This is a genomic window from Arthrobacter sp. BF1, from assembly GCF_056680215.1.
The window spans coordinates 1,105,235-1,129,083 of sequence record NZ_CM155271.1 but is presented as its reverse complement, the minus strand read 5'-3'; the positions used below and the strand labels follow the sequence as shown (position 1 = coordinate 1,129,083).

The window sequence follows — 23,849 nt, the reverse complement described above, 5'->3', positions numbered from 1 at the left end:
TCACGCACTGCACTGTCCACGCACGCCGACACACCAGGATTGACATGACATCGACCACTGAAGCACCAGCCACCGCCACCACCGCCGGAGCCCGCGCCCATGCCCGGGAGCAGCATGGACGCGCCGGGGACACCATGAGGCATGTCCCCGCCGCGTCCGCTCCGGAGCGGCTCACCTCCGACCTGCCGTACGGCGCCAAGGAGCGTCTGAGCTGGGCCGAGTCGGTGGCCTTTGGCCGCTACACCGCCCTGACGCTGGCCCGGGGTTCCCGGATCCGGCTCACGGACACCGGCGGCGACGCCTGCGTTCATGTCCTTCTCTATCGGACAGGGTCCCTGCACGAGCGGCTCAACGTGGCAGACACCGTCAAGGTTCCGTGGCAGGCCTACCCCGACGCAGGACACCCTCTGCTCTCCGACGCCGGGCGGCTCATGGCCACGATCGTGGCGGACACCTCCTCTCGCCACGATGCCTTGACCGGTGCCACCACCCTCGCAGGAAACACCGCCCGCTACGGAGCCGGGACTGCCCACAGCAGCTCGCCGGCCGGACGCGAACTGCTCACCCTTGCTGCACTGAAGCAGGGACTGGGTGTACGCGACGTGGCGCCGTCGATCTCGCTGTTCAAGGGGATCCGGGTGGATCCGGACGGCGGCATCCGGTTCACCGGAAGTGCCGGTCCCGGCGCGGCCGTCGACATCCTGCTGCAGATGGATGCTGTTGTACTCCTGGCTAATACAGCCCATCCGCTGGACCCGAGGCCCGCTTTCACCGGAACCGCCGTGGACGTCGTCGCCTGGCACGCCCTCGAAGACCTCGACCTGCTCGCCGCGGGCCATCTTGTTGGGCCACTGACGCCCGAACACCGCCAGGCCCTGAACAACACCGACCACGACCTCACGGCAAGGAACGCCCGATGAACACCGCCACCGAAACCCGCCCCCCCGTCAACGCAACGGTGAGCCAGACAGCGCTCGTAGCCGGCGCCGTCGTCCTTGACGAATATGTGGAAGCGCGGGGGCCCTGGTCCGCCATCATTGCCGCCGGCGACGTCCTCACCATTGTGGACCTGGAAGGCAACCAGGCAGTGGACTGCCTGCTGTACGCCGCCGAGGACACGTCGGTGAGGTACTCCGCCGCCGTCACCATCGCCGCGCAGCGCTCCATCGTGCTGACCACCGGCTCCGTGCTTCGCTCCGATACCGGCGCCCCGCTGATGACGGTCATGGCTGACGAAGTCGGCGTCCACGACACCATCGGCGGCGCCTGCTCCCAGGAATCCAACACCCTCCGCTACGGCCAGCACACCCGCGAGCAGCATGCCTGCGTCGAGAACTTCCTGATCGAGGGTTCCCGCTGGGGGCTGGACAAGCGCGACCTCGTCTCGAACATCAACTGGTTCATGAATGTCCCCGTTGACCCCGACGGTGCCCTCGGCATCGTTGACGGCCTCTCCGCCCCGGGCAAACGCGTGGCCCTTCGGGCGGACACCGACACGCTGGTTCTGGTCTCCAACTGCCCGCAGATCAACAACCCGTGCAACGGCTTCAACCCCACCCCCGTCCGTATGATCGTCACCCGGCCGGAGGCTGCCCTGTGAACCGTTTCGACACCCTGCTCATTGCCAACCGCGGGGAAATCGCATGCCGCATCATCGAATCCGCGCGGAAGATCGGCCTGCGCACGGTGGCCGTGTACTCCGAGGCGGACCGCGGCGCCCGCCACGTCCGACTCGCCGATGAGGCCGTGCTCCTAGGCCCGGCACCGGCCAAGGAATCGTACCTGCGCATCGACGCGCTGCTGTCGGCCGCCGCGGCAACGGGGGCCGGAGCCATCCACCCGGGCTACGGCTTCCTCTCCGAGGATGCCGGCTTCGCCGAGGCAGTGGAGGCAGCCGGACTGGTCTTCGTCGGTCCCACCCCGGAGCAGCTCCGAATCTTCGGCACGAAGCACACGGCACGGGATGCGGCCCGCGCTGCCGGAGTCCCGATGATCGCAGGCTCGGGACTTCTCGCCGGTGTGGACGAGGCCGTGCTGGCGGCCCGGGAGATCGGCTTCCCGCTGATGCTCAAGGCTACGGGCGGCGGCGGCGGCATCGGGATGACCGTCTGCCGCAGCGAGGACGAGCTCACCGAGAGCTACCCCCGCGTCGCGCGGCTGGCGGACGCAAGTTTCAGCACGGCCGGCGTCTTCGCCGAGCGGTACGTTGAGCATGCACGGCACGTGGAAGTGCAGATCTTCGGCGACGGCGACGGCAGGGTGGTGAGCCTCGGGGACAGGGACTGCTCGCTCCAGCGCCGTCACCAGAAAGTCGTGGAAGAGGCGCCCGCCCCGGACCTTACCGAAGCCCTCCGCGACGAACTGCACCGCAGCTCGCGGGCGCTGTGCGCGTCCCTGGACTATCGCTCGGCCGGGACCGTGGAGTTCGTCTATGACCCCGTTCGCGGGCAGGCGTCGTTCCTCGAAGTCAACGCCCGGCTTCAGGTGGAGCACCCCGTTACAGAAGCCATTACCGGGGTGGACCTGGTGGAGTGGATGCTCCGCCTTGCCCAGGGCGGCACCGATGCAAACGCGGTGCTGGCCGGCCGCCCGGACAGCATGCCCGTGGCGGGCTACGCCGTGGAAGCCCGCCTCTATGCCGAAGATCCGGCCCGCAACTTCCAGCCAAGTTCAGGAACCGTGACCAACGCCGTCTACCCCGCAGCCGACGGCGTGCGCGTGGACGCTTGGGTGGAAACCGGCAGTGAGGTATCCACAAACTATGACCCCCTCCTCGCCAAAATCATCACCACAGGCGCCACCCGGCACCAGGCCTTCGACCGGCTCGGTGATGCGCTGAAGGAAACCCGGATCGACGGCATCGAAACCAACCTCGGAATGCTCCGCGCAGTCACCGGACTCGATGCGGTCCGGAGCGCGGAACACTTCACTGGAACCTTGGATGAGCTGGGCGATCCCGAACCCCGGATCACCGTGGGACGGCCCGGCCTGCAGACCTCAGTCCAGGACTGGCCCGGCCGGGTGGGCCTGTGGCAGGTCGGCGTCCCGCCGAGCGGTCCTATGGACGATCTCTCTTTCCGGCTCGGCAACCAGGCGCTCGGCAACGCGGAAGGCGCGCCCGGGCTTGAGTTCACCATGACCGGCCCCAGCCTGCACTTCAGCCACAGCGCCACCGTGTGCGTCACCGGCGCGCACGTGGCGGTGACGGTGAACGGTACCGATGTTTCCACTTGGGAGCCAGTCACTGTCCCCGCTGGAGGCACGCTCGACGTCGGCACCGCCAAAGGTTCCGGCCTCCGCGGATACATCCTTTTTCAGGGCGGGCTCGACGTGCCCCAGTATCTGGGCAGCGCGTCAACGTTCACGCTGGGCCAGTTCGGCGGCCACGGAGGGCGTGTACTTCGCGCCGGTGACGTGCTGAGGGCAGTGACACCGGACGCCGACCAGATCCCGTCCGCGCCCATTGGCGGGTCGGGACTGGCCGGCCCGGTCCCCTTGGACAGTCGGCCTGCGCTGACGTCCGACTGGGAGCTGACCGTAGTCGAAGGACCGCACGGGGCGCCCGAGTTCTTCCAGCGCGAGGACATCGAGGACCTGTATTCGGCCAGCTATGAGGTGCACTTCAACTCCGCCCGCACCGGTGTACGCCTGATCGGGCCTAAACCCCGGTGGGCGCGGGAAGACGGCGGCGAAGCTGGGCTGCACCCCTCAAACATCCACGACACCGCATATTCAGTAGGAGCCTTGGATTTCACCGGCGACACCCCCATTCTGCTGGGTCCGGACGGTCCCAGCCTGGGCGGCTTCGTCTGCCCGGTCACCGTGGTGAGCGCCGACCGTTGGAAGCTGGGCCAGCTGCGTCCCGGTGATACTGTGCGCTTCGTGCCGGTGGAAGCCCGCCGGGCGCCATCGGCCAAGGACCTGGGTCCCGGCCGGCAGCTGGTGCTGCCCGGCGATCATGGCTGGGCGTCCGGAGCGGCGCCAGCCGCCGGTCGCCGTCGAGGAGACGGCGACGACGGCGTGTTGGGACGCGTGCCCGAAGCTCCGGGACGGCCTGCTGTCACGTACCGCCGCTCGGGGGACGACAACCTGCTGGTGGAATATGGCGACATGGTCCTTGACCTCAGCCTGAGGGCCCGCGTGCATGCCTTGCACCAGCAAATTGAAGGACTCCGCTTGCCGGGGATCGTTGACCTCACCCCCGGCATCCGTTCCCTGCAGATCAAGGTTGACCCTTCGGTGTTTCCGACGCCGAAGCTGCTGGGCCTTGTGCAGGAAATCGAAGCTGCACTGCCGGCCAGCTCGGAACTGGTGGTGCCCAGCCGCACCGTCCGGCTGCCGCTGTCCTGGGATGACCCGGCCACGCGCGAAGCCATCCAGCGCTACATGGCCGGAGTCCGGGACGACGCTCCCTGGTGCCCGTGGAATATCGAATTCATCAGGCGAATCAACGGCTTGGACTCCGTGAACGAGGTCTTTGACACGGTCTTCAACGCCGAATACCTGGTCCTGGGCCTCGGCGACGTCTACCTGGGCGCACCGGTAGCCACGCCTCTGGACCCCCGGCACCGCCTGGTCACCACCAAGTACAACCCGGCCCGGACCTGGACACCGGAAAACGCCGTGGGAATCGGTGGGGCCTACATGTGCATTTACGGGATGGAAGGTCCCGGGGGCTACCAGTTCGTGGGCCGGACCACCCAGGTATGGTCCCGCTACGCTGATTCCGCGCCGTTCGAGGCCGGTTCGCCCTGGCTGCTGCGGTTCTTCGACCGCATCTCCTGGTACCCGGTCAGCCCCGAAGAGCTGCTGGACCTGCGGGCCGACATGGCCGCAGGCCGGGGCCGCGGCGTGGAAATCGAGGAAGGCACCTTCTCCCTGGCGGACCATGAGGACTTCCTCGCCCGGAACACGGACTCGATCGAGGTGTTCCGTGCAAAGCAGGCGGCGGCTTTCGCCGTCGAACGCCAGGCCTGGGCCGACGCTGGGGAGTTTGACCGCGCCGATGCAGCAGCCGCCGTTGTTCCCGTCGCTGACGAGCTGGTCGTTCCCGAGGGAGGAACGGTGGTTGCCGCGCCCTACGCCGCGAGTGTGTGGAAAGTGGACATGGCAGCCGGTGACCGGGTTGTCAAAGACCAGCCGTTGGTTTCCCTGGAGGCCATGAAAATGGAAACCGTGCTGGTTGCCCCGTGCGATGGCGTGGTCCAGCAGGTCCTGGCTGTGGCGGGTTCCCAGGTAGTGCAAGGCGAAGCCCTTGTGGTCATCGCACCACCAGCAGACCACACCGCAACCACGCACTCCGCTGCGGACAGCGACGAATTGGAAGAGGCCGCAGCATGAGCACCGTAACCGTCAGCCGCAGCGCGACCGAGCGCGTGAGAGCAGCATTGGCCGCCATCGACACCGTGGACAGGCCGGAAATCTGGATTGCCCTGCGTCCGGCGGCTGAACTCCTGGTCGAGGCCGGCCGAATCGACGCGGCAGTGGCCGCCGGAGCGGACCTCCCCCTGGCCGGAATACTCCTTGCCGTGAAGAACAACGTTGACGTGGCGGGGATCAGCACCACCGCGGCATGTCCCGGGTTCGCCTACATGCCGCAGCAGGACGCCGAGGCCGTTGCCCGGCTGCGGGCGGCCGGGGCCGTGGTTCTCGGCGCCACCAACCTGGACCAGTTCGCCACCGGGCTGGTAGGGACGCGAAGCCCGCACGGAGCCGTCCGCGATTCGCGCCGACCCGACCTTATTTCCGGCGGTTCCAGTTCAGGGTCCGCCGTCGCAGTGGCCCTGGGGCTGGCCGACGTTGCGATCGGCACGGACACCGCCGGCTCGGGACGGGTACCCGCCGGACTTCAGGGGATTGTAGGCATCAAGCCCACACTCAACGTGGTTTCCACCGCCGGAGTGGTTCCGGCGTGCCGCTCCTGGGACGCCGTCACCATGTTCGCCCGGGACCTGGCTACAGCTGAACTGGCCATGGGAATCATGGCCGGGAACTCACGGGCCTGGCCCTCGGACGCCAAGCTTGCCGCGCCAGGCCGACCACGAGTTGCCTATCCAGCCTGCTTGCCGGAACTGCCGCAGGATTGGGCGGATGAGTTCGGCCGCCAGATTGCCAGGCTCAAGGCTTCGGGAGTGGATGCGGAGCCGATCGAGTTCGAGGACTTCCTTGAGGCCGCGCGTCTGTTGTACGACGGCGGCCTGGTGGCTGAGCGCTATGCTGCCGTCGGAGAATTCGTTGCTTCCGTTACCGCGGACTCAAGCAGTCCCGACGGGTTGGATCCCACCGTGGCCGGGATTGTCCGCCGGGCCGGCGAGGTGCCTGCCCACCGGTACGTTTCAGACACCGGACGGCTCAACAGCCTCAAGAGCCAGGCAATGGCGCATTTGCACGGCTTCGATGCACTGATCGTCCCCACAGCACCATTCCACCCGTCCCTCTCGGACGTCGCAGGGGACCCTGTCGGGGTGAACTCGAAGATGGGAACCTACACCAACTTCTGCAATCTCTTCGACCTGTGCGCTGTCGCCGTACCGGCCGGGGAAGTAGGCGGCTTCCAATTCGGGCTCACCGTTGTAGGGCGAACGTTCGAGGATGCGGTTGCCGCTGACATCGCCCGCAGAATCGAATCAACGCCGGCCCCGCCGGCCCTGTTCACGGCCGGTGCCGTCCCGGCGCCACCGGCCGGACCCCGGAAACCATGGCCTGTCCGTGCTGGCGCCTCCGCCCAGCCGCTCGTAGTGGTGGGGGCACATCGAAAAGGACAGCCCCTGTCCCACGAACTAGAAAGCTTAGGCGCCGCCTGGGACGGCGAAGTGCGCACGGCCGCCCGCTACCGCATGGTCGCACTGGACACCCAGCCACCGAAGCCCGGGGTGTACCGGTCGGAGAACGGTGCGGAGCTCGTGGCAGAGCGCTGGCTGTTGCCGGAAGCGGCGCTGGGACGGTTCCTGGCCGCGCTGCCCGAACCGATGCTCCTTGGATCCGTTCGCCTGGCAGATGGTACTCGCGCTGTCGGCTTCGCCTGCGACGCAGTGGCTGCCGCCGCTGGCCGGGACATCACAAGCCACGGCGACTGGATTGCTGCAATGGCGGCCGAGTCGACCGGATCGGAGTCCCCAGGGCAAGTCGCCCGCGACAGCCTCCGGGACTCGCTCCTGACCGGGTTCACCCGGGGCCGCCACGCAAACACCACACGCAGGTAGTAGTGGCTGCAATCCTCGAATTGCAGGAACCCTGGACGCCAGCCCACAGATGACAAACCCATATTCAGATCCCCAGCGTTGACAGGAGTGCAGTGAACGATCAGGAGAAAACAACCAGTTGGTGGCTGAAAATTGGATTCAGTTCTGGCCTTGGCCGCCCGGTGAATCGTCCAACTGAAGCGGCGAACGACGCCGAGGGGCAATATTGGTGGCTGCTCCCCGGTGACGCCGCATACGCGTTACCGGAAATGCCTTATCCGCAGGCGGAGTGAGTCGGTCTCCGGCCGCGTCCAGGTGGCCATCGGCCGCGCCTCGGACTACTTCGGCCGCAAGCCGTGGCCGTCAACACTAGACATGCGCAAGTTCTGGCGTGCCCGCGGATACCTCGCTTTGACGCTGTGCCAGCCGGCGGGCGATCCCGGCGCAAACGATCAACTGCATGGCGTGATACATAATCACCGGCAGGATCACTACGCCGCCCAGCGGTCCCGGGAACAGGATCGCCGACAACGGCAGTCCGGTGGCCAGGCTCTTTTCTGAACCGCAGAACATGATGGCCGTGGCATCCGCAGCAGCGAAGCCCAGCTTCCTGCCCACCAAAGAGGTGATCCATAGAGTCAGCGCCAGCATGAAGGCGCAGATGCCGGCCGCCACCGCCAGCTGGGCAGGAGGGATCCGATGCCATACTCCGTCAGCCACCGCAGCACCGAAGGCGCCGTAAACCACCAAGAGAATGGCTGCCCGGTCCATGACCTTGAGTGCTGGAGCCCAGCGTTGCGTCCATTTGACGGTCAGTTTGTGGAGCAGCTGGCCCAAGACGAAAGGGGCCACAATCTGCAGCCCTATCTTGGCAACCGAGGATACATTCATTCCACTATAGGAACCGAGCGCAAGTGCCACGAGGAGAGGCGTGGCTACCACTCCGAGCAGGTTCGAGATGGACGCGGCGCATATGGCCGCCGCACTGTTTCCCCGCGCAATCCCGGTAAACGTAGTCGCTGTCTGCACAGCCGTGGGAAGCATGGTCAGAAACAACAGTCCGGCGACAAGTTCATGGTTGAGGTACCACGAGGATCCAGCTGCCATGCCAAAGCCAAGGAGCGGGAACAGCACAAAGGAGAACGCGACAATCACGAGGTGCAACCGCCAGGCCTTCAGGCCCTTCAGCGCCGCGGATGACGGCAGGCGCAGCCCACTGATAAAGAACTGCGTGGCCACCGCAATGCCACCGGCAGTTGACAAGGCAGGGCGCACTTCTTCGTCTGGAGGAAAGAGTGCGGCCCCTGCGAGGGTGGCCAGCACGAGCACAACAAAGAGATCCACCCACCCGCTCCATCGCCGTAGTCGACGAACGGTTGCAGCCGTTTTACCCATGTCACAACATCCTTTTCGTCCGGTGACTTCAAGAATACTGTAGACAATCTACAGAAAACGCCTTCCGTGTAAAGCCTATGTAAACTCGTGCCGGACCCTGGAAATGCGGAGACTGTAGACAGTAGTCTTGGAACATGATTGTCCAGGAAAGCCTCGTCTCACTTGCCACCGCTGAGATCCGAAAGTTGATAGTCAGCGGGGAGCTGGCGCCTGGTGACAAGCTGAATGAGCCCCCGCTGGCAGAACGCCTGGGAATCTCCCGCCCTCCCCTACGCGAGGCCCTCCGGACTCTTGAGAGCGAAGGCCTCCTCGAACAATCGCCCCGGCGGGGTTACCGGGTGGCGTCCATGACGGAGACGGATATCAACGAGATCTACTCCCTGAGGCGCGCCTTGGAGATGTTTGCCCTGGACTACCTCTTGACAAAAAAAGATCCATCCACCTACGCGGCCCTCGATCCGATCATGAAGGCCATGCGCTCAGCTGCCAAACGTGGAGACCAGGCAGCGATTGTCCAGGCGAATATCGACTTCCATACGGCACTTGTTGACGCCGCCGGCCACCGAAGGCTCAGTGACACCTACCGGTCCCTGATGTTGCAGATGCAGCTCTGCATGGCGGCCAACGTAAGGAACGAGGCACGGACCAAGGGTGACCTCACCAAAGGGTGCGACCGGCATGCAGAGTTGCTGGCCTGCCTCCGTTCAGGAGACCCGCAGCGGATCCGCCGCGAATTCGAAGAGCATGGCGAGCGGGATTACCTCGAAACACAGGGCGCCGACGGCAAGAAGGCGGCCGGGGAATGAGGACTTCACTGTTGGCCGCCCTGAACGCCGGATTTGAGGATGCCACCTCCATCGCCGAAGCGGTGCAGGCAGGGTCACTGTCCGCCGTTGACGTTGTTGCAGCCGCCCGCAGGCGCGCCTCCTCTGAGGAGGGGGCGGCGCTCAACGCGTTCGTGACAGAGGACTGGGACGGCGCGGCAATGGCTGCATCCGCCCTCGATGCCCGCCGCGCCGACGGCGGCGCACTTGGCCCGCTGGCGGGAGTGCCGTTCAGCGTCAAGGACGTGATCGCCGTCGCCGGCCTTCCGGTGACCGCAGCCAGCCGAGCGTTTGCCAGTACCGTGGCAACAACCACAGCGCCGGCCGTGCAGCGGCTGCTGGAAGCCGACGCCATCCTCATAGGAAAGACCAACTGCCCCGAATTCGCCTTCGGCGTGACCTGCGACAGCCCGCTACTTGGCCGGACCGCCAACCCCCGTTTTCCCGCCGCCACCCCTGGCGGCTCCAGCGGAGGCGAGGCGTCCTCCGTCGCGGCAGGCATCTCTGCCCTGGGAGTCGGCACAGATTTCGGCGGGTCGTTGCGCTGGCCTGCCCAATGTGTAGGGATCGTCTCCTTACGGCCTGGAATCGGAGCCTTGCCCGGCGAAGGGCAGGTACCGGGGCTTGGCGGAAACTTTGGCTCGGAAGGGGTGCTTCCCGCAGTCAGCCCCGGCATGCAGGGCTCATTCCAGACGATCGGCCCCCTCGCGCGTTCCGTGCGTGATCTGCGGACTGCCTACAATGTGATGTCCGGCATGGAAGCGGATGACGGGCCTGAACACGGCCAAGACTTCCGCGTTGCATGGAGCGACGGCCGGGTTTTTGGGCCCGTCCGCCGCGAGGTGACCGCGCTCATGGAACGGCTGGCCGCCGCAGTTGCCGCGGAGGGTTTCACCGTAGTGGAGCAACCGGACCTGTTCGCCGAATGCCTGCCGGCCTACAACCGGCTCCGGGCACTGGATCCCATGCTGGATCACGCCGCGGCCATTGCCGGCAAGGAAGGCAGTATTTCCGCGCCAAACCTAAAGACCATCCGGGATTCCCTCGCGGCGTCCCCCGTGGAGATAGGGCTTGCCCGCACAGCGGCGGAGTCTGCCCGCGGCGGCGCAATCCGCCAGATCAACGCCGTGGACATTGCCCTGCTTCCGGTTGCCGGAGGCCCGGCCGCAGGAGTGGAGGGCAACCTCGACGTGGACGGACACCAATTACAGGGCTGGGAGATCATGGGCCCCTGCCGGGCCGTGACCCTGACCGGCTGCCCCGTGGTGTCCCTGCCGGTTGGACTATCCGCGGAGGGCCTTCCCCTGTCAGTGCAGGTGGTGGCCTCTCCAGGTGGCGAGATGAGGGCCCTCGCTTTCGCAGAACTGCTTGAAAAGTTGGCAGCCGGCCCCAGGTAAAACGCCCCACATCCGTCCCGCAGGAATATTGTTCCGCCAAATTGTCTACAGAATTCATAATTAACATTTTCGAAATGAAGCAGGCGATTTCCGGACACACGAAGCCCATAACGTCATTCCTGTCAGCAATTCATCACTGGCACGGATCACTGAAAGTGGGAAGCAACGCATGTTTTCACGCACTAGCAAAGCCGCCGTCGTAGCCGCTCTGGCCGCTCTGACCCTGGCGGCCAGTGGCTGCTCAGCCAGCAGTTCCGCCTCTGCGAATACTGCGGCGAAGGAGAAGTTCACCATCGCCACCAGCGGCACCTTCCGGCCCATCACTTTCTCGGAGGGCGGCAAGCTCACCGGCTTCGATATTGAAGTGGGCACGTTGATCGCGGACAAGCTGGGCATGGAAGCAGAATTCGTAGAAGGCCAGCTGACCGGACTGCTCCCAGGCCTTAACAGTGGAAAATTCGACGCCGTAATGTCGGGTTTGACAATGACCGAAGCCCGTAAGCAGTCCATCACTTTCTCCACCCCCTACCTTGCTGACGGTGCGGTTGCGGTGGTGAAGAAGGACAACACCTCGGTGGAGCAACTTAGTAAGCTGGACGGCCTGGTTGTCGGTGCCATCGGCGGATCCGGGACAGAAAGCGATGTCAAGGGCATTGGCGGATTCACAGAGCTCAAGGCATACCCCGGCGCTCCCGAAGGGTTTGCGGATGTTGCCGCCGGCAGGATCCAGGTGTTCGCCACCGGCAGGATCGCAGCAGAGAACTTCATGAAGAACTCGCCGCTCGCCGCAGAACTCAAAATTGTCGGTGACGTTTACGGAACCAAGCCCGCCGGCGTCGGCCTTCCCAAGGATGACACGGAGATGAAGCCCAAGGTGGACAAGATCATCGAAGAGCTGAAGGCTGACGGCACCCTGGAAGAACTGAACCAGAAGTGGTTCGGGTTCACGGTCGAGATCCCCGCCGCCTAAGCAGCCATGAACATCTCCGAGCCCGGCTCTGTTGCAGCCGAATACTTCCCGATCTTCCTGAACGGCGCATTGACCACTCTGGGAATCGTTGCCGCGGCCATAGTCTGCGCCACCGTCCTGGGATACGTCATAGCCACACTGCGGCTCTCCAGGATCCGCGCCCTGCGGATCTTCGCCGCCGCCTACGTCTGGCTCTTCCGCGGCCTTCCGCTCATGCTGTCGCTGTTCTTCTTCTACTACACGAAGCCGTTCGGACTGACCATGGACGCGTTCACGGCGGGCCTGATCGCCATGAGCCTCAACTCGGCGTCGTTCTTCTCGGAAATCATCAGGGCCGGGCTCAAATCGGTCAATGCCGGCCACCTGGAAGCGGCGGACTCCGTGGGCATGAACCCCTTGCAGAAGTTCCTGCGGGTCACAGCGCCGGAGGGTATCCGCCTTATGACTCCCCCGTACATCAACAACTGCATCATCATGCTCAAGGAGTCCGCGCAGATATCCGTCATCACCGTGCCGGACCTGATGCTGCAGGGGCAGAAGGCGTACAACTCCACCTACAACGTCATGGAAACCCTGGGCGTGGTGGCAGCAATGTACCTGGTCATGACCAGCCTGCTGATGGTCCTTCAGATCATCATCGAAAAGAAGATGGGCCGCAAAATGGGCACCACCAAACAACTCCGCGAAGCTGTAGGGAGCATGGCATGATCGGCATCACTGGACTGACCAAGAGCTACAACTCACGCGAGGTCCTGAAAGACGTTGACCTGCGCATCCTTCCCGGCGAGGTAGTGGCCATCATCGGCCCAAGCGGCGCGGGGAAAAGCACCCTCCTCCGCTGCATCAACATGCTCGAGGTCCCGGACGCCGGGCGGATTCACGTAGACGGCAGGCAGGTGTTCTACACACCCAACCCACGCGGGAAACTCGGTGTCGTGGACCAGTTCCGGCTTACTTGGCTGCGGCGGGAGATCTCCATGGTGTTCCAGCAGTTCAACCTGTGGCCGCACCGTACAGTGCTGGACAACCTGCTCGAAGGCCCGGTGATCTCCAAGCGACAGAAACGGGCCGACGCCGTGCCGCGGGCCATGGAAAAACTCCGTTCGGTTGGCCTGGAGGACAAGGCGTACACCTACCCTGCCGACCTGTCGGGCGGCCAGCAGCAGCGCGTAGCGATCTGCCGCGCGCTGATGATGGATCCCAAGGCCATCCTCTTCGATGAACCCACGTCCGCCCTGGACCCGGAACTGGTGAACGAGGTCCTGGACATCATGGCCAAGCTGGCCAAGACCGGTATGACCATGGTTATCGTGACGCACGAGATGAAGTTCGCGCGGGAGGTGGCGGACCGCGTGATCTTTATGGAACACGGCGGCATCGTGGCCGAGGGACCGCCGGACGTGGTATTCCAGCACCCTCGGCTGCGGGTCTATGCGTCCCACCTGAGCCACTGAATGCCCCGGTATCCACTCGCTCTCGCTCAGCCCCGGCCTGACGTCCGCCCATTTATGGACTGCGGCCTCTTGCCTCGAGTCCGCCTGCCCGGGCAGCTCATCGGCATAGGGGAAAACTACTTGCCAGACTCCCCCGAAGGCAATGGACTCCCACTTCCTCCCGGGCCCGCCGGAGGCATAGCCCTGGACCGGCGGGCACCGGGACGCATTCCCCTGGTATTTGGCAAGTTTCCCGGCAGCCTGACCGGACACGGCCAACCCATAGTCCTTGAGCCCTCACATTCCGGACCCGTCGTCTGCGAAGGTGAACTCGCCGTCGTCATGGGGCGGGTCCTGAAGAATGCGCGCAGAGCGGAAGACGCGCTCGCGGCGGTCGCGGGAGTGACAGTGGCCAATGATGTCTCAGCCCGGGACCTGCAAGCAGCCGATGTCCAGTCCACACGGGGAAAGAGCCTGGACACGTTTTGCCCCCTCGGCCCCGAGCTGGTGACCCTGGACGAGATCGCGGACCTCCAAAGCCTCAGCCTGGTCACAACGATCAACGGTTCGGTGGTCCAGAAGTCCTCCACATCCCGCATGATCTTCCCGGTAGCGGAGCTGCTGATGTTCTGTTCCCGGTTCATGACCCTCTTCCCCGGCGATGTGATCCTCACCGGCACCCCATGGGCCGCTGACGAATCGGTCCTCGAGCTGCACCCGGGCGATACCGTTTCGGTGGACATCGAAGGTGTGGGAACACTTACGAATCCGGTGTCCTTGCTGGAGTCCCCCGCCGTGATCCGGGCGTGACCCGCCGCGCGGGGGTCATTCTGAGCAGCTACGCCGCAGCTCCGGCCATGGACGGCTGGAATCCGGAGCATGAGGCGGCGTTTCTATCCGCGGCGGCGTCGCTGCCGCACGTCAGCGGGCTTGAGATTCCCTTTTACGCCACGGGAAAGCTGCACAAGTACGACGCCGACTGGTTCCTCAAGCGTGTCCGTCTCCTGCCCGATCATCTCAGCTTCATCGTCACTACCATTCCGGACACGATGGACCAGCTCAGGAGCGCTTCCGCATTCGGCCTGGCATCGGCCGTACCGGCGGGACGGGAAGCGGCACTGGGAAGGGCCGTGGCCGCGTCGGAGGCAGTACGCCGCCTCAATGACGTGTTGGGCCGCAAGGCAGTCGGCGCAGTGCACTTATTCAGTGCTCCGCGTCCCTCCGTACTGGGCGATGGGTCCTTTTCCAGGAAAGATGCAACTGTCAAAGCCTTGGCTGCCTCATTGAAGCAGCTGGCGGAGCTTGACTGGGATGGAGCCCGGCCAGTGCTGGAACACTGCGACGCCGCCATCAATCACAACTCACCCATCAAAGGATTCCTGCCGCTCGAGCAGGAAATTGAAGCCGTCGCTACCGCGGGGACGGGTGCAGGAGTTGCCCTGAATTGGGCCCGCTCGGTAATTGAGGGCCGTGATACCAGCACGCCGGACCGGCACATGAAGTTGGCCCTTCACGCCGGATTGCTGGCGGGCTTCGTCCTGGCCGGCTGCTCATCGCAGCCCACGGCCTTCGGCCCGGCGTGGGACGATGTTCACCTCCCGCCCGCGCCGGTGGAACCGGTATCGCTCCTAACACCACAAGGCATCCGTGCCATCGCAGCCATCTTGGACAGTGCATTGCTCCGCAGTGAGGCGGAACCCTACCGGGGACTGAAAGTCTCTGCACCACGGGGATCCGGCGTAGCTCAGCGCCTTTCACTTCTGGGCAAATCAATTGACGCCGTTCGTAGGGCCGGTTTCTGAGTCAGGCGCGGGTCATGGAGCAAAAAGGTGTCCCTGTCCTTGGGCCGATCATTCCCGCGGAAGCTTTGCCACGCGGCGTGGCCGGCCGCTGCGCAGGTGGCCACCAAGGAATCCGCTGGCCAGCAGCAGCACGGCCCCTGCCCGTGCCAGGCCAATACCCAGCTCGTGGCGGCCGCCTTCGCGGGCCGCCCAGGAGGCAAGGTAAACAAGGGTGGCCGCGCCATTGACGGCGGCGTGGACAATGCCAACACGCTTCGTGCCCTGATCCTTCATGGACCACTGCGCCCAGCCGGCGACACCTGTGGGAACTGCTGCCACGACGCCCACAGCAATCAGCCTTTTTGCTGCGAGCCGCGAGCTGTCGTCTTTGTAGTAATCGAGGAATATGGCCGACCACCAGGCGCCAAAAGGGGCGTCGGTCAGGATGCTATGCAGGGGGATGCCGGTGGCGTCTCCGCGAAAGAAACCTCGAATTCCAGGGCGGGCCGTGAGGCGGCCGGCAATGGGTTCAATTCCTTTTACGAGAGCACCTAGAGGCAACTCTTCAAGACGGCCAAGGAGCCGAGCATAACGTCCGTTCCTGCCGTTATTGGCAGGCACGGAGCGGCCGGACGGCTGCGGGAGCTGTTCCCTCGTGGAAGCACCAGGTGCGCTGGGTGAGGTGTGCATGGAGCTCAAAATACTCTTGGCGAGCCGTAATTGCACCGCCTATTTGGAGTGCATCACCCATGGCTGTGTCCTGGCCGGCGAGCCTCCCTGCGCTCAAACGGTCCACCCCGGCGCCTATGGGATGGCCGGGCTTGCCGTCCGGACGGCGGAGACGACGTCGAGGATCCCCCGGGTCGTCTCGGCCGCGTCCTCCTGATCGTAGACAAGCGACGCATGGGTGGCGCCGTCGATAACGCGGTGCAGGCTCTTGGACGAGAGTGCGGCTAGGTTGTCCTGCGACGCGGACCAGCCGGGGGCACTCCCACTGCCAGCTGTCAGAACGGCCAGCGGCTTGTCGCCAAAGCTCCTCAGCGCTGCCGCCTGCCACGTGGAGGAGCCCGCCTGGGTGTACTCGTGTACGGTGCTTCGGAGATGGCTGGGTGTCACGCCGAGCAGCCGGCCGAGGCCAAGCCGGGCTGCACTGGACGCTACCGCGGAGACACGGTTCATGGTGTCATCGGAGTCGGTGCGGGTGGGCTGGCCCGGTTCCGAAGCCGGTGCGGTTGAGTCCACCAGCACCAGTCCGGCCACTTCCGCCGGGTAGCGCAGCGAAAGTCAGTGCGTAGAGGCCGCCGAATGAATGCCCGGCCAGCACATACGGTCCAGGCTCGTTTCCTCGCTGCAGCAATGTGTGGAGGTCCGCCGCGATTTGCGCGGCGTCCTGCGGGGTGTTCACCGGATCGCTCCATCCGCGTCCTGCCCGGTCGTAGACACACACCCTGGTATTGCCGGCAACAACGGGTGCGATCAAGGCGAGGTCAGACGACATTTGGCCTGCACCCGGTTCCATCACGACGGTAGGACTGCCTTCCCCGGTGCAGTTCAGGAACAGTCGGTGACCGCCGACGTCGACCAGTTGGCCCTGCGCGGGAGCAGTGCCTGCACTTGCCGCCGCGTGCACGGTTTCGAAGCCGCTACCCACGGAAACCAGAGCGAGCATCGCCACCGCCGGGTAGATCAGGAAGCGGCCGACTCGGCTGCGAAGCTGCCGGCGGGCCTGGAAGACCATCCAGGCCGCCAACACCAGCAAGGCGGGGGGCCATACCCAAGCGAGCGCATCCTGCATTGGGGCGCCGAACGCCAACAGCAGGAGACCGCCAAGTGCCAGGAAAAGCGACGGAGCCGCGGCCCATTTCTGTGGCTGATCCGTGAACCGGAGCGACAGCGCTGCCAGCATGGCCCATCCCAGCCCAAGCCCCAACAGGATGGCGCCGGTTACGCCGCTTTCAGTGGCCGGAATGATGGGGGCTGCGGCCAGCAGCAGGGCAGCGAGGGCCCCGGCAACCAGGGATCCGGCCACAACCCAACTGAGGTGCCCTTTCGGGGAAGGATCAGTGCCGGACGGACGGCGGTGGCCCGTGGATGTAGGGGCGGTGGGAGTAGCAGCCGTCGGTTTCTGCCCCGCTGGAATAAGTGTCATGCGCCCATGCTGTCATTCAGCGGCGGCGGAAGTGCGCTGCAAAAATGCCCCTTAGGGAAAGGATCCTGCCCACGTCGCGGCTTAGTGGCTACAGTGGGCCTATGCACCGAGTTGTCGCCCTCGCACTGCCGGGTGTGGTCGCCTTTGACCTTGCCATTCCCGCGCAGGTTTTTGGCCATGAGGATGAACGGGAACGGTACTCCTTCCGGGTCTGCGCAGCCCGGCCCGGCCTGGTGCCGACAACCTCCGGGTATTCCATCCAGGCACTCGACGGCCTGGATGCCCTTCGGTCAGCGGATACGGTGGTGGTGCCCGGGTACGCACCGCTCGACGATCCGCCCGCCGAGGTCTCCGAGGCGCTGCGTCAGGCAGCGGCCAACGGAGCCCGCGTGGTATCCGTATGTACCGGTGCCTTCGCCCTCGCTGCTGCGGGCCTTTTGGACGGCAAACGGGCCACCACCCACTGGAAAAACGCGGAACGGCTGCAAACCCTGTACCCGCTCATCGCCGTCGACGCGGACGTCCTGTACATAGACCAGGGCAGCGTCAGCACCAGCGCCGGGGTCGCGGCTGGCATCGACCTGTGCCTGCACCTGGTCCGCAAGGACTATGGAACTGAGGCGGCCAACAGCATTGCACGGCGGATGGTGGTGGCCCCGCACCGGGAAGGGGGCCAGGTCCAGTTTATGGAACGTGCCGTCGCCGCACCTCTGGCCCTGTTCGCGGACACCTGCGCCTGGGCCAGGCAGAACCTGGCTGAACCGCTCACTGTGGAGGAACTGGCGGCCCATGCCGGGTGGGCGGCCAGGAGCTTCACACGGAAATTCACCGCCGAAGCAGGCATGACACCTTTGAGCTGGCTGAACGATCAGCGAATGGCCGTTGCATGCCGGCTGCTGGAAACCACCGACCTGACGGTACAGGCCATTGCCTCCAAAACCGGCTTGGGAACGACAGCAAACTTCCGGCTTCACTTCGCCCGGAAACTCAACACCACGCCCTCAAGCTACCGCCGTCTTTACCAGGGCAGGAACCGGCAAGCAGCGCCGGCCTAGACCCCTATCCTGCGGAACCGTCGTCGTGCTTCGCCGGGCCGGTACCCGGCCAGTTCGGCGCGGACGTCGCACTCCTCGTGAGCGCTCTTCTTGCCGAACGGCAGCATGTTGAGTAGCGGGTCGTACGGCGCATGCCGGCCGAGGTCGCAGGCCTCCTGCCGCGTGGTGTGGCCACCCACCCAGAGCATGGCGATCGTCCCGATCAGGGTGATGGCCGGCGCCTCCGCCGCGACGGTTGCCGGGCGGCACTACTTGACCGCGTTATACGCGTTCACCCGGCCATTGGCCCAGAACGTGCCGGTCCCGCCAATGTTGTCCGCGGTTGACTCGACCTTGGCGCGGATTGCCGAAACGTCGGCGCCCGGGTTCTTGCTCCATACGAGGGCGGCAGTGGCGGCGACGATGGCCGAGGACACCGAGGTGCCGTTGCCGACGTCGTAATTCTGCGACCGGTTATTTGGCGCCGCCAAGGCGAACGGGTGGTTCGGGAAGGTGGAGTACACGTTGACTCCGGGTGCTGCGATGTCCACCCAGCTGGCGCCGTAGGTGGAGAACGATGCTTTCAGGTCGTTGTTGTCTGTGGAGGCGACAGCAATGACGTTCGGGTACGCGCCCGGGTAGATCTTCGTCTGGTTGCCGCCGTTGCCTGCCGCGGCAACCAGCACCACTCCTTTGTTCCAGGCGTTGTTGACGGCAGTTTCGAGCGTGCGCGACGCCGACACGCCGAGACTCATGTTGATGACCTTCGCGCCGTTGCTGACCGCCCAGTTGATGCCGTTTGCGAGGCTTGAGCTGGAGCCGACCCCGCTGTCGTTGAGTACCTTGCCGGCCAGGATGGTGCAGCCGGGGCACACCCCGGCCACGCCCTTGGCGTTGTTGGCAGTGGCGGCAACGCTGCCCGCCATGTGGGTGCCGTGCCCGTAATAGTCTTCTGCCACCACGTCAGCTTTCTTGGTTTGTGACGTGCTGAAGTTGGCGCGGGCCACGACCTTCGAGGAGATGTCTTCGTGGTTGCCGTCCACGCCCGAATCGAGCACTGCAACTTTGATGCCCACGCCGGTTGTGACGGTCCACGCTTCGACGGCGTCCACATCGGCGTCCGGTGTGCCTGCGGCTACCTGAATGTCGCCCTTGGTGTTGGTGAAGGCCTGGCCGTCGTTCTGGAGCGCGTATTGCCGGGGGAAGTATTCGTCCGTTGTGTAGGCGGTGACCGGCTGGTCCGGCTCGGCATAGTCAACCGCCGGGTTCTTGCTCAGGGCGTCCATGAGCTGCTGCTCGGCCCCTGCCGGCACCGCGATCAGGCGGGCGCCGGTGCTGCCGACGTCGGGCCCCTCGCCCAGGCCATGCTGCCGCAGCACACCCGCTGCGGCACCGTCGTCGCGGAACTTGACGAGGATGTGGCCCGCGCCTGACGGAGCTGCCGCCGCAGTGCCCGGGACGGACGTGGTGACGGTGCCCAGCACCAGGATCATCGCGGCGAAGCTGGCCATGAGCATTTTTTTCATAGGGTCATCTTGCCCCTGCCCTTGCCGGATGGGTAGGGGTGCGAGCCCTAACATCCGGCGGCCGGCGCGACTGCAGGCCGATATTGGAAAGATCGCCGGGGCCAGCCGCGCCACCATCTACTGGGACCTCAGCCTGGCATGTGACGAACTGGTCGCGTAGCCGCCGTCCTTCAGTCATCGAGACGTGTCATATCCCTAGCGTTTTGAGGCACTAAGGTTTCGAGACACCGTTTTGAGATGGGAACCCCCTTACGGGCGATCCCTGTAGGGCTGGGCGTACCAAGCGCAGCTGTGACTGCCCGTAAGGGGGTGACTGTGGTTCTGGCTAGTGGGTCGCGCCGAGTTCGATGAGGAGGACGCCGCCGATGATGAGGATGATGCCAAGGCTCATTAGCCAGGTGAGGGGATCTTTGAAGAGGAACTTGGAAAGGACGGCGGTAAGGGCGACGCCTGCTGCGGCCCAGATTCCGTAGGCGATGCCAATGGGCATCCCATGAGCGAGGGTGAGGCCGAGCATGCTAAAGGACACCACGTATCCGACCGCAACTGCTGCGTACCAGCGTGTGTTGTCGATGGCTAGGCGGAGGCTGATCGTGCCGGAGACCTCAAACAGGATGGCGCCGATGAGGAGAAGATAGGTCATCAGGCAATCTCTGCCTTCTTGTGGGCGCCCTGGGCTCCGAGCTCCACACATAGGACGCCGGCGATGATGACGATGATTCCGATGCCCATGAGGGCGGTGAGCGGTTCTCCGAAGAGCAGGAGGGAGCCAACGGCAGTGAGGGCGACACCGGTAGCTCCCCAGATACCGTAGGCAACCCCGAGGGCCATACCCGTGCGGAGTATCTCGGCGAGCAAAACGAATCCGCTGAGGTAGCCCATGACAACGACGACGTAGAGGGCAGGGTGCTCGAGTGCGCCCTTGAGGGCGAGTGAGGCCGTCACTTCGACCAGGATGGCGGGAATTAGGAGTAGCCAGGCCTTAGTGGTGTTGGTCATGGGGTTGGTTCCTTGCGTGATGAGCTACTGGGTGATCTGGAGGACGAGGTGGCTCTCGTGGCCACGAACGAGGGAAAGAGAGTATGTCTGCAAGTCAGGCGATGATCCCGTCCTTCACGCTGCAGCAGGAAGCTAACGGTTGCGTAGATGTTAATTCAAGATGATTTGGGCCCAGAGGGAGGTTCTGTAAGTGATGCGTTTCCTTTCAGAATGCATCGTTGAGGTATGCCCCCACGCCTGATTCGGCTGCCCGCCGACGGTGGTACGCCGGCGGGCTCAGTGCCCACGGAGCGATCGGTGTGCGGCCGGTCCTAGCTCAAGATGCATAGTCCGGGCATGCTGAGCGCAGGATGACCACCATCGCGGTACTTTCTACCGGGTGCTGCGGCCTTGCGCGGCGGAGGTGATGAGGTCGCTCTTGGTCAGCGGCGCGCCAGTACGCAGTGCTGAGGTCCAGGTCTCGGTGTCGGTGACGGCGGCCCAGTTCGAGTGCAGCAGCGCCATGAGGGTCTCGTGGACCTGGCGTGCAGGCGCGGTGCCGGCGTCGTTGGCGAGGTCGATTGCTCCGGTCGCGTCTGAGAGAACCTCGACGGCGAATCCGAGGGGCTCGGCGGCCGCGGCGGAGGCGATCACGCAGTTGTTTGTCATGTACCCAACGAGGGTGATCGTGTCGATGCCTTGTTCCCGCAGCCAGGCTTCGAGGTCGGTGTCCGCGAAGATGCTGGAGAACTGCTTGCTGATGCGCTTGGCTGCGGCGTTCTCGTGGGCGGCTACTTCGGGGTGGTTCTGCCAGGTCACCGACCCGGATGCGAACACCGGGGCTTCTGCCGGGAGTTCGTGCTGGACGAGCACCATCGGCGTTCCGGTTTGCTGGGCGGTGTTGATCGCGGTCTGGATGCTGGCGATGGATTCGTCGCGGGCCGGGTATTGAATCGGGAGCAGTCCGTCGAAGTATTCCTGTTGGGCGTCGATGACGATCAGGGCTCTGCGCGGTGCGGTCATGTGGTTCTCCTTATATGGGGTTGGTTGTGAACGTGTGGAATGTTGGTATGGGTACTACCGCGCGGCGGCCGAGAGCGGTGCCTCCAGGCGGGGAAGTGCGTAGTGATCGGCGATCAGGGTGATCCCGCGCTGGTCGAGGGTTGCCGAGTGGCCGCCGACGACGAGCATTACCTCATCGACACCGGTGCGCTCGTGCAGGGCTTCGAGACGGTCGGCGACAGTAGCGGCGGTGCCATGGAAACTGCGGTTGGTATAGGCGTCGAGGATCTGCCGCTCCTGGATCGTTGGTTGATAGGCCTCAACCTCGTCCGGGGGCAGGAGCAGGTAACCTTCGCTTTTGAACATGCGCAGCATCGCCATCGCCGACGTTGCCGCCTGCCGTTTCGCCTCAGCCTGGTCGTCGCTGATCGCCGCGGGCACGCTGACGAGGGCGTGCGGCTCGGCCAGCACATCGGAGGGCTGGAAGCTCTCACGATAGAGACGCATGGCCGTATCGATGTCGGCGTCGCCGAACTGCAACGCGAACGCATACGGCCGGCCGAACTGCCCGGCAAGCTGCGCTGAGTACGGAGAGGAGCCCAGCACCCACACCTCCGGCGCGGTCGAGGGCGCAGGCACCCGGTTTTCCATTGCCTGCCAGGGGCCGGGCACCGCATGGACGTGCCGGTACGGGTGTCCGAGAGGGAACCCGTCAGTCATAAACCCGAGCAGCTCGAGCACCTGCTGGGGGAATCCGTCGTTGGCATCCGCGCCCCGGCGCAGAGCCGCGGCAGTCGCCCCATCAGTGCCGGGGGCGCGCCCCAGCCCAAGATCGATCCGGCCGGGGGCGAGGGCCTCAAGCATTCCGAACTGCTCGGCGATCAGCAACGGGGAGTGGTTGGGCAGCATTACCCCTCCGGCGCCAAGGCGGATGCGCTTCGTCTCCGCGATGAGGCGGGCAGCCATCAACGGCGGTGAGGACACCGAGGTCGCCCCCATCGCATGATGCTCAGACATCCAGAACCGGTGATAGCCGCGCTGGTCCGCCGCCCGTGCCAGCGAGATGGTGCCCGCGAGCCCCTCCTCAGCGGTCACCCCCACTCCGGTGCCGCCCGCGGAAAGCACGGACAACGTGAAAGGGGCCGTGCCGGATGGTCGACCGAACTTCATACAAACTCCTCATGGAAAAAAATGCTTTTTGGCGTGATTGGAGCCTAACAGCTGCCTCACGGTTAAATGAAACTGATACCATGAGAATCATGTCCGAGACACTGCTAGCATCCGTACCAGGAGCCGAAGAGCATCCCTGCCTCGCGCTCGTCAACAGCGCAAGCGATCTGCCCGGAGGCAAACGCCACGACGAATTGGGCAGCCCTGAGGCGGCGGCGGCCTGGCTGATGGCGAACGATCTCATCGCACCGGAATCGGTGCTGCACGAGCACTGCCGGGGCAGACTCGCAGCGCTGCGCTCTGATCTGCGCGATCTCTTCACTGCGCACACCACTGGAGACGTCCCCACGGCAGCGGCCGTGCATGCCCTTAATCGTGCGCTGACCTCCGCCCCCGGCGCGCTGCTGTTACGGTTCGACCCTGCGGCGGGGTTCACCCGCAGCGCCGACCATCCCGTGACACAGGTCGTCGAGCACGTCATGGCCGTCATCGCCGATGATGCCGCCTCGCTGCTAAGCGGCGATCAAGCATCGCTGCTCGCGTCCTGCGAAGCGGACTCGTGTGAACGGTTCTTCCTCCGCACCCACGCACGACGGCAATGGTGCTCAACCCGTTGCGGCGACCGAGTCCGCGCCGCACGGGCCTACGCACGCAAACGCGCGCTACACAGCGCATGAAGCATGTGCTGCCGAAGCCACTCGGATGACCAACACACTGCCCTGAACGGGGCGGGACGCCGAAAATTCGTCTCTGCAGCTAGCGGCTCGGCTGGTCTACCCTAGCCACCGCGGACTTCCCGTCCGCTTGTGCCGCTGGTTTGGAGGGCAAGGTGGCGGCGGCCAGTATTCCGGCACCTATGAGCAGGCCGGCGGCGACGGCGAGTGCACTGCCGTACCGAGCTACGAGTTGACTGGCCAAGGGCGAGGACAGCGGCGCCCATCACGGACCCGGCCCCGGGCAGGCTGCTGGGCGTGCTCGACATCTCCGGACCGCTGGACACCCTCAGCGC

General features: G+C 65.0%; 23 protein-coding genes and 1 pseudogene. 14 read left to right on the top strand and 10 right to left on the bottom strand.

What is annotated here, in order from left to right; all coding sequences use genetic code 11:
• The first annotated feature begins 44 nt into the window (after window positions 1-44).
• The 5 genes from AC1MCD_RS05415 (at window position 45) to AC1MCD_RS05395 (ending at window position 7,474) form a co-directional block, all read left to right on the top strand.
• Window positions 45-920, top strand: coding sequence for an urea amidolyase associated protein UAAP1 (locus AC1MCD_RS05415; RefSeq protein ID WP_498676559.1), 876 nt, complete (start codon window positions 45-47; stop codon window positions 918-920).
• On the top strand, window positions 917-1,600 hold the full coding sequence (locus tag AC1MCD_RS05410) for an urea amidolyase associated protein UAAP2 (protein ID WP_498676558.1): 684 nt from the start codon (window positions 917-919) through the stop codon (window positions 1,598-1,600). The genes AC1MCD_RS05415 and AC1MCD_RS05410 overlap by 4 nt, the downstream gene beginning before the upstream one ends.
• Complete coding sequence (gene uca, locus AC1MCD_RS05405) at window positions 1,597-5,340, top strand: urea carboxylase (RefSeq protein WP_498676556.1); 3,744 nt, start codon at window positions 1,597-1,599, stop codon at window positions 5,338-5,340. Before AC1MCD_RS05410 ends, uca begins: the two co-directional genes overlap by 4 nt.
• Window positions 5,337-7,202 carry an allophanate hydrolase gene (gene atzF / locus AC1MCD_RS05400; protein WP_498676554.1) on the top strand — a complete coding sequence of 622 codons (1,866 nt, stop codon included), beginning with the start codon at window positions 5,337-5,339 and terminating at the stop codon, window positions 7,200-7,202. Before uca ends, atzF begins: the two co-directional genes overlap by 4 nt.
• Before the next feature lie 92 nt (window positions 7,203-7,294).
• A complete protein-coding gene (locus AC1MCD_RS05395; protein WP_498676552.1) occupies window positions 7,295-7,474 on the top strand; it encodes a hypothetical protein in 180 nt (59 codons plus the stop codon).
• A 76-nt stretch (window positions 7,475-7,550) separates the two neighbouring features.
• On the opposite strand, the gene AC1MCD_RS05390 is transcribed toward AC1MCD_RS05395, so the two are convergent.
• Window positions 7,551-8,525, bottom strand: coding sequence for a bile acid:sodium symporter family protein (locus AC1MCD_RS05390; protein ID WP_498676550.1), 975 nt, complete (start codon window positions 8,523-8,525; stop codon window positions 7,551-7,553).
• A 185-nt stretch (window positions 8,526-8,710) separates the two neighbouring features.
• Here AC1MCD_RS05390 and AC1MCD_RS05385 point away from each other — a divergent pair, with 185 nt between their 5' ends.
• The 7 genes from AC1MCD_RS05385 to AC1MCD_RS05355 all read left to right on the top strand — a co-directional run bounded on the left by AC1MCD_RS05385 (window position 8,711) and on the right by AC1MCD_RS05355 (window position 15,002).
• Window positions 8,711-9,382: a GntR family transcriptional regulator gene (locus tag AC1MCD_RS05385; protein ID WP_498676549.1), complete on the top strand. Its 672-nt coding sequence runs from the start codon at window positions 8,711-8,713 to the stop codon at window positions 9,380-9,382.
• Window positions 9,379-10,797: an amidase gene (locus tag AC1MCD_RS05380; protein ID WP_498676547.1), complete on the top strand. Its 1,419-nt coding sequence runs from the start codon at window positions 9,379-9,381 to the stop codon at window positions 10,795-10,797. The genes AC1MCD_RS05385 and AC1MCD_RS05380 overlap by 4 nt, the downstream gene beginning before the upstream one ends.
• 169 nt (window positions 10,798-10,966) lie before the next feature.
• Complete coding sequence (locus AC1MCD_RS05375; RefSeq protein WP_498676545.1) at window positions 10,967-11,767, top strand: transporter substrate-binding domain-containing protein; 801 nt, start codon at window positions 10,967-10,969, stop codon at window positions 11,765-11,767.
• Window positions 11,768-11,773: 6 nt separating this feature from the next.
• The gene (locus AC1MCD_RS05370; RefSeq protein ID WP_498676543.1) at window positions 11,774-12,475 is read left to right on the top strand and encodes an amino acid ABC transporter permease; all 702 of its coding nucleotides are present in this window, start codon (window positions 11,774-11,776) and stop codon (window positions 12,473-12,475) included.
• Window positions 12,472-13,221: an amino acid ABC transporter ATP-binding protein gene (locus AC1MCD_RS05365; protein WP_498676542.1), complete on the top strand. Its 750-nt coding sequence runs from the start codon at window positions 12,472-12,474 to the stop codon at window positions 13,219-13,221. Before AC1MCD_RS05370 ends, AC1MCD_RS05365 begins: the two co-directional genes overlap by 4 nt.
• 120 nt (window positions 13,222-13,341) lie before the next feature.
• The gene (locus AC1MCD_RS05360) at window positions 13,342-14,010 is read left to right on the top strand and encodes a fumarylacetoacetate hydrolase family protein (RefSeq protein WP_498676540.1); all 669 of its coding nucleotides are present in this window, start codon (window positions 13,342-13,344) and stop codon (window positions 14,008-14,010) included.
• Window positions 14,007-15,002, top strand: a complete 996-nt coding sequence (locus AC1MCD_RS05355; protein WP_498676538.1) for a DUF4862 family protein — start codon at window positions 14,007-14,009, stop codon at window positions 15,000-15,002. The genes AC1MCD_RS05360 and AC1MCD_RS05355 overlap by 4 nt, the downstream gene beginning before the upstream one ends.
• Window positions 15,003-15,050: 48 nt before the next feature.
• On the opposite strand, the gene AC1MCD_RS05350 is transcribed toward AC1MCD_RS05355, so the two are convergent.
• The 3 genes from AC1MCD_RS05350 to AC1MCD_RS05340 all read right to left on the bottom strand — a co-directional run bounded on the left by AC1MCD_RS05350 (window position 15,051) and on the right by AC1MCD_RS05340 (window position 17,130).
• Window positions 15,051-15,671: a DUF2231 domain-containing protein gene (locus AC1MCD_RS05350; protein ID WP_498676537.1), complete on the bottom strand. Its 621-nt coding sequence runs from the start codon at window positions 15,669-15,671 to the stop codon at window positions 15,051-15,053.
• Between the two features lie 114 nt (window positions 15,672-15,785).
• Window positions 15,786-16,160 (bottom strand): hypothetical protein, encoded by a 375-nt coding sequence (locus AC1MCD_RS05345; protein WP_498676535.1) that lies wholly within the window; start codon window positions 16,158-16,160, stop codon window positions 15,786-15,788.
• Between the two features lie 4 nt (window positions 16,161-16,164).
• On the bottom strand, window positions 16,165-17,130 hold the full coding sequence (locus AC1MCD_RS05340; protein ID WP_498676533.1) for an alpha/beta fold hydrolase: 966 nt from the start codon (window positions 17,128-17,130) through the stop codon (window positions 16,165-16,167).
• A gap of 101 nt (window positions 17,131-17,231) precedes the next feature.
• Between AC1MCD_RS05340 and AC1MCD_RS05335 the strand changes: the two genes are divergently transcribed.
• Window positions 17,232-18,185 (top strand): GlxA family transcriptional regulator, encoded by a 954-nt coding sequence (locus tag AC1MCD_RS05335; RefSeq protein WP_498676531.1) that lies wholly within the window; start codon window positions 17,232-17,234, stop codon window positions 18,183-18,185.
• On the opposite strand, the pseudogene AC1MCD_RS05330 reads toward AC1MCD_RS05335, so the two are convergent.
• The 6 genes and pseudogenes from AC1MCD_RS05330 to AC1MCD_RS05305 form a co-directional block, all read right to left on the bottom strand.
• A pseudogene (locus AC1MCD_RS05330) lies at window positions 18,182-18,427 on the bottom strand (hypothetical protein); the annotation flags it as partial. The gene AC1MCD_RS05335 and the pseudogene AC1MCD_RS05330 sit on opposite strands and share 4 nt — an antisense overlap.
• 6 nt (window positions 18,428-18,433) lie before the next feature.
• The gene (locus AC1MCD_RS05325) at window positions 18,434-19,690 is read right to left on the bottom strand and encodes a S8 family serine peptidase (protein WP_498676530.1); all 1,257 of its coding nucleotides are present in this window, start codon (window positions 19,688-19,690) and stop codon (window positions 18,434-18,436) included.
• Between the two features lie 325 nt (window positions 19,691-20,015).
• Window positions 20,016-20,333 carry a DMT family transporter gene (locus tag AC1MCD_RS05320; protein WP_498676528.1) on the bottom strand — a complete coding sequence of 106 codons (318 nt, stop codon included), beginning with the start codon at window positions 20,331-20,333 and terminating at the stop codon, window positions 20,016-20,018.
• On the bottom strand, window positions 20,333-20,689 hold the full coding sequence (locus tag AC1MCD_RS05315; RefSeq protein WP_498676527.1) for a DMT family transporter: 357 nt from the start codon (window positions 20,687-20,689) through the stop codon (window positions 20,333-20,335). Before AC1MCD_RS05315 ends, AC1MCD_RS05320 begins: the two co-directional genes overlap by 1 nt.
• Window positions 20,690-21,061: 372 nt before the next feature.
• Window positions 21,062-21,691, bottom strand: coding sequence for a cysteine hydrolase family protein (locus AC1MCD_RS05310; protein ID WP_498676525.1), 630 nt, complete (start codon window positions 21,689-21,691; stop codon window positions 21,062-21,064).
• 54 nt (window positions 21,692-21,745) lie between these two features.
• On the bottom strand, window positions 21,746-22,840 hold the full coding sequence (locus tag AC1MCD_RS05305; RefSeq protein ID WP_498676523.1) for an LLM class flavin-dependent oxidoreductase: 1,095 nt from the start codon (window positions 22,838-22,840) through the stop codon (window positions 21,746-21,748).
• An 89-nt stretch (window positions 22,841-22,929) separates the two neighbouring features.
• Here AC1MCD_RS05305 and AC1MCD_RS05300 point away from each other — a divergent pair, with 89 nt between their 5' ends.
• Window positions 22,930-23,517 (top strand): CGNR zinc finger domain-containing protein, encoded by a 588-nt coding sequence (locus tag AC1MCD_RS05300; RefSeq protein ID WP_498676522.1) that lies wholly within the window; start codon window positions 22,930-22,932, stop codon window positions 23,515-23,517.
• Window positions 23,518-23,849: the final 332 nt, after the last annotated feature.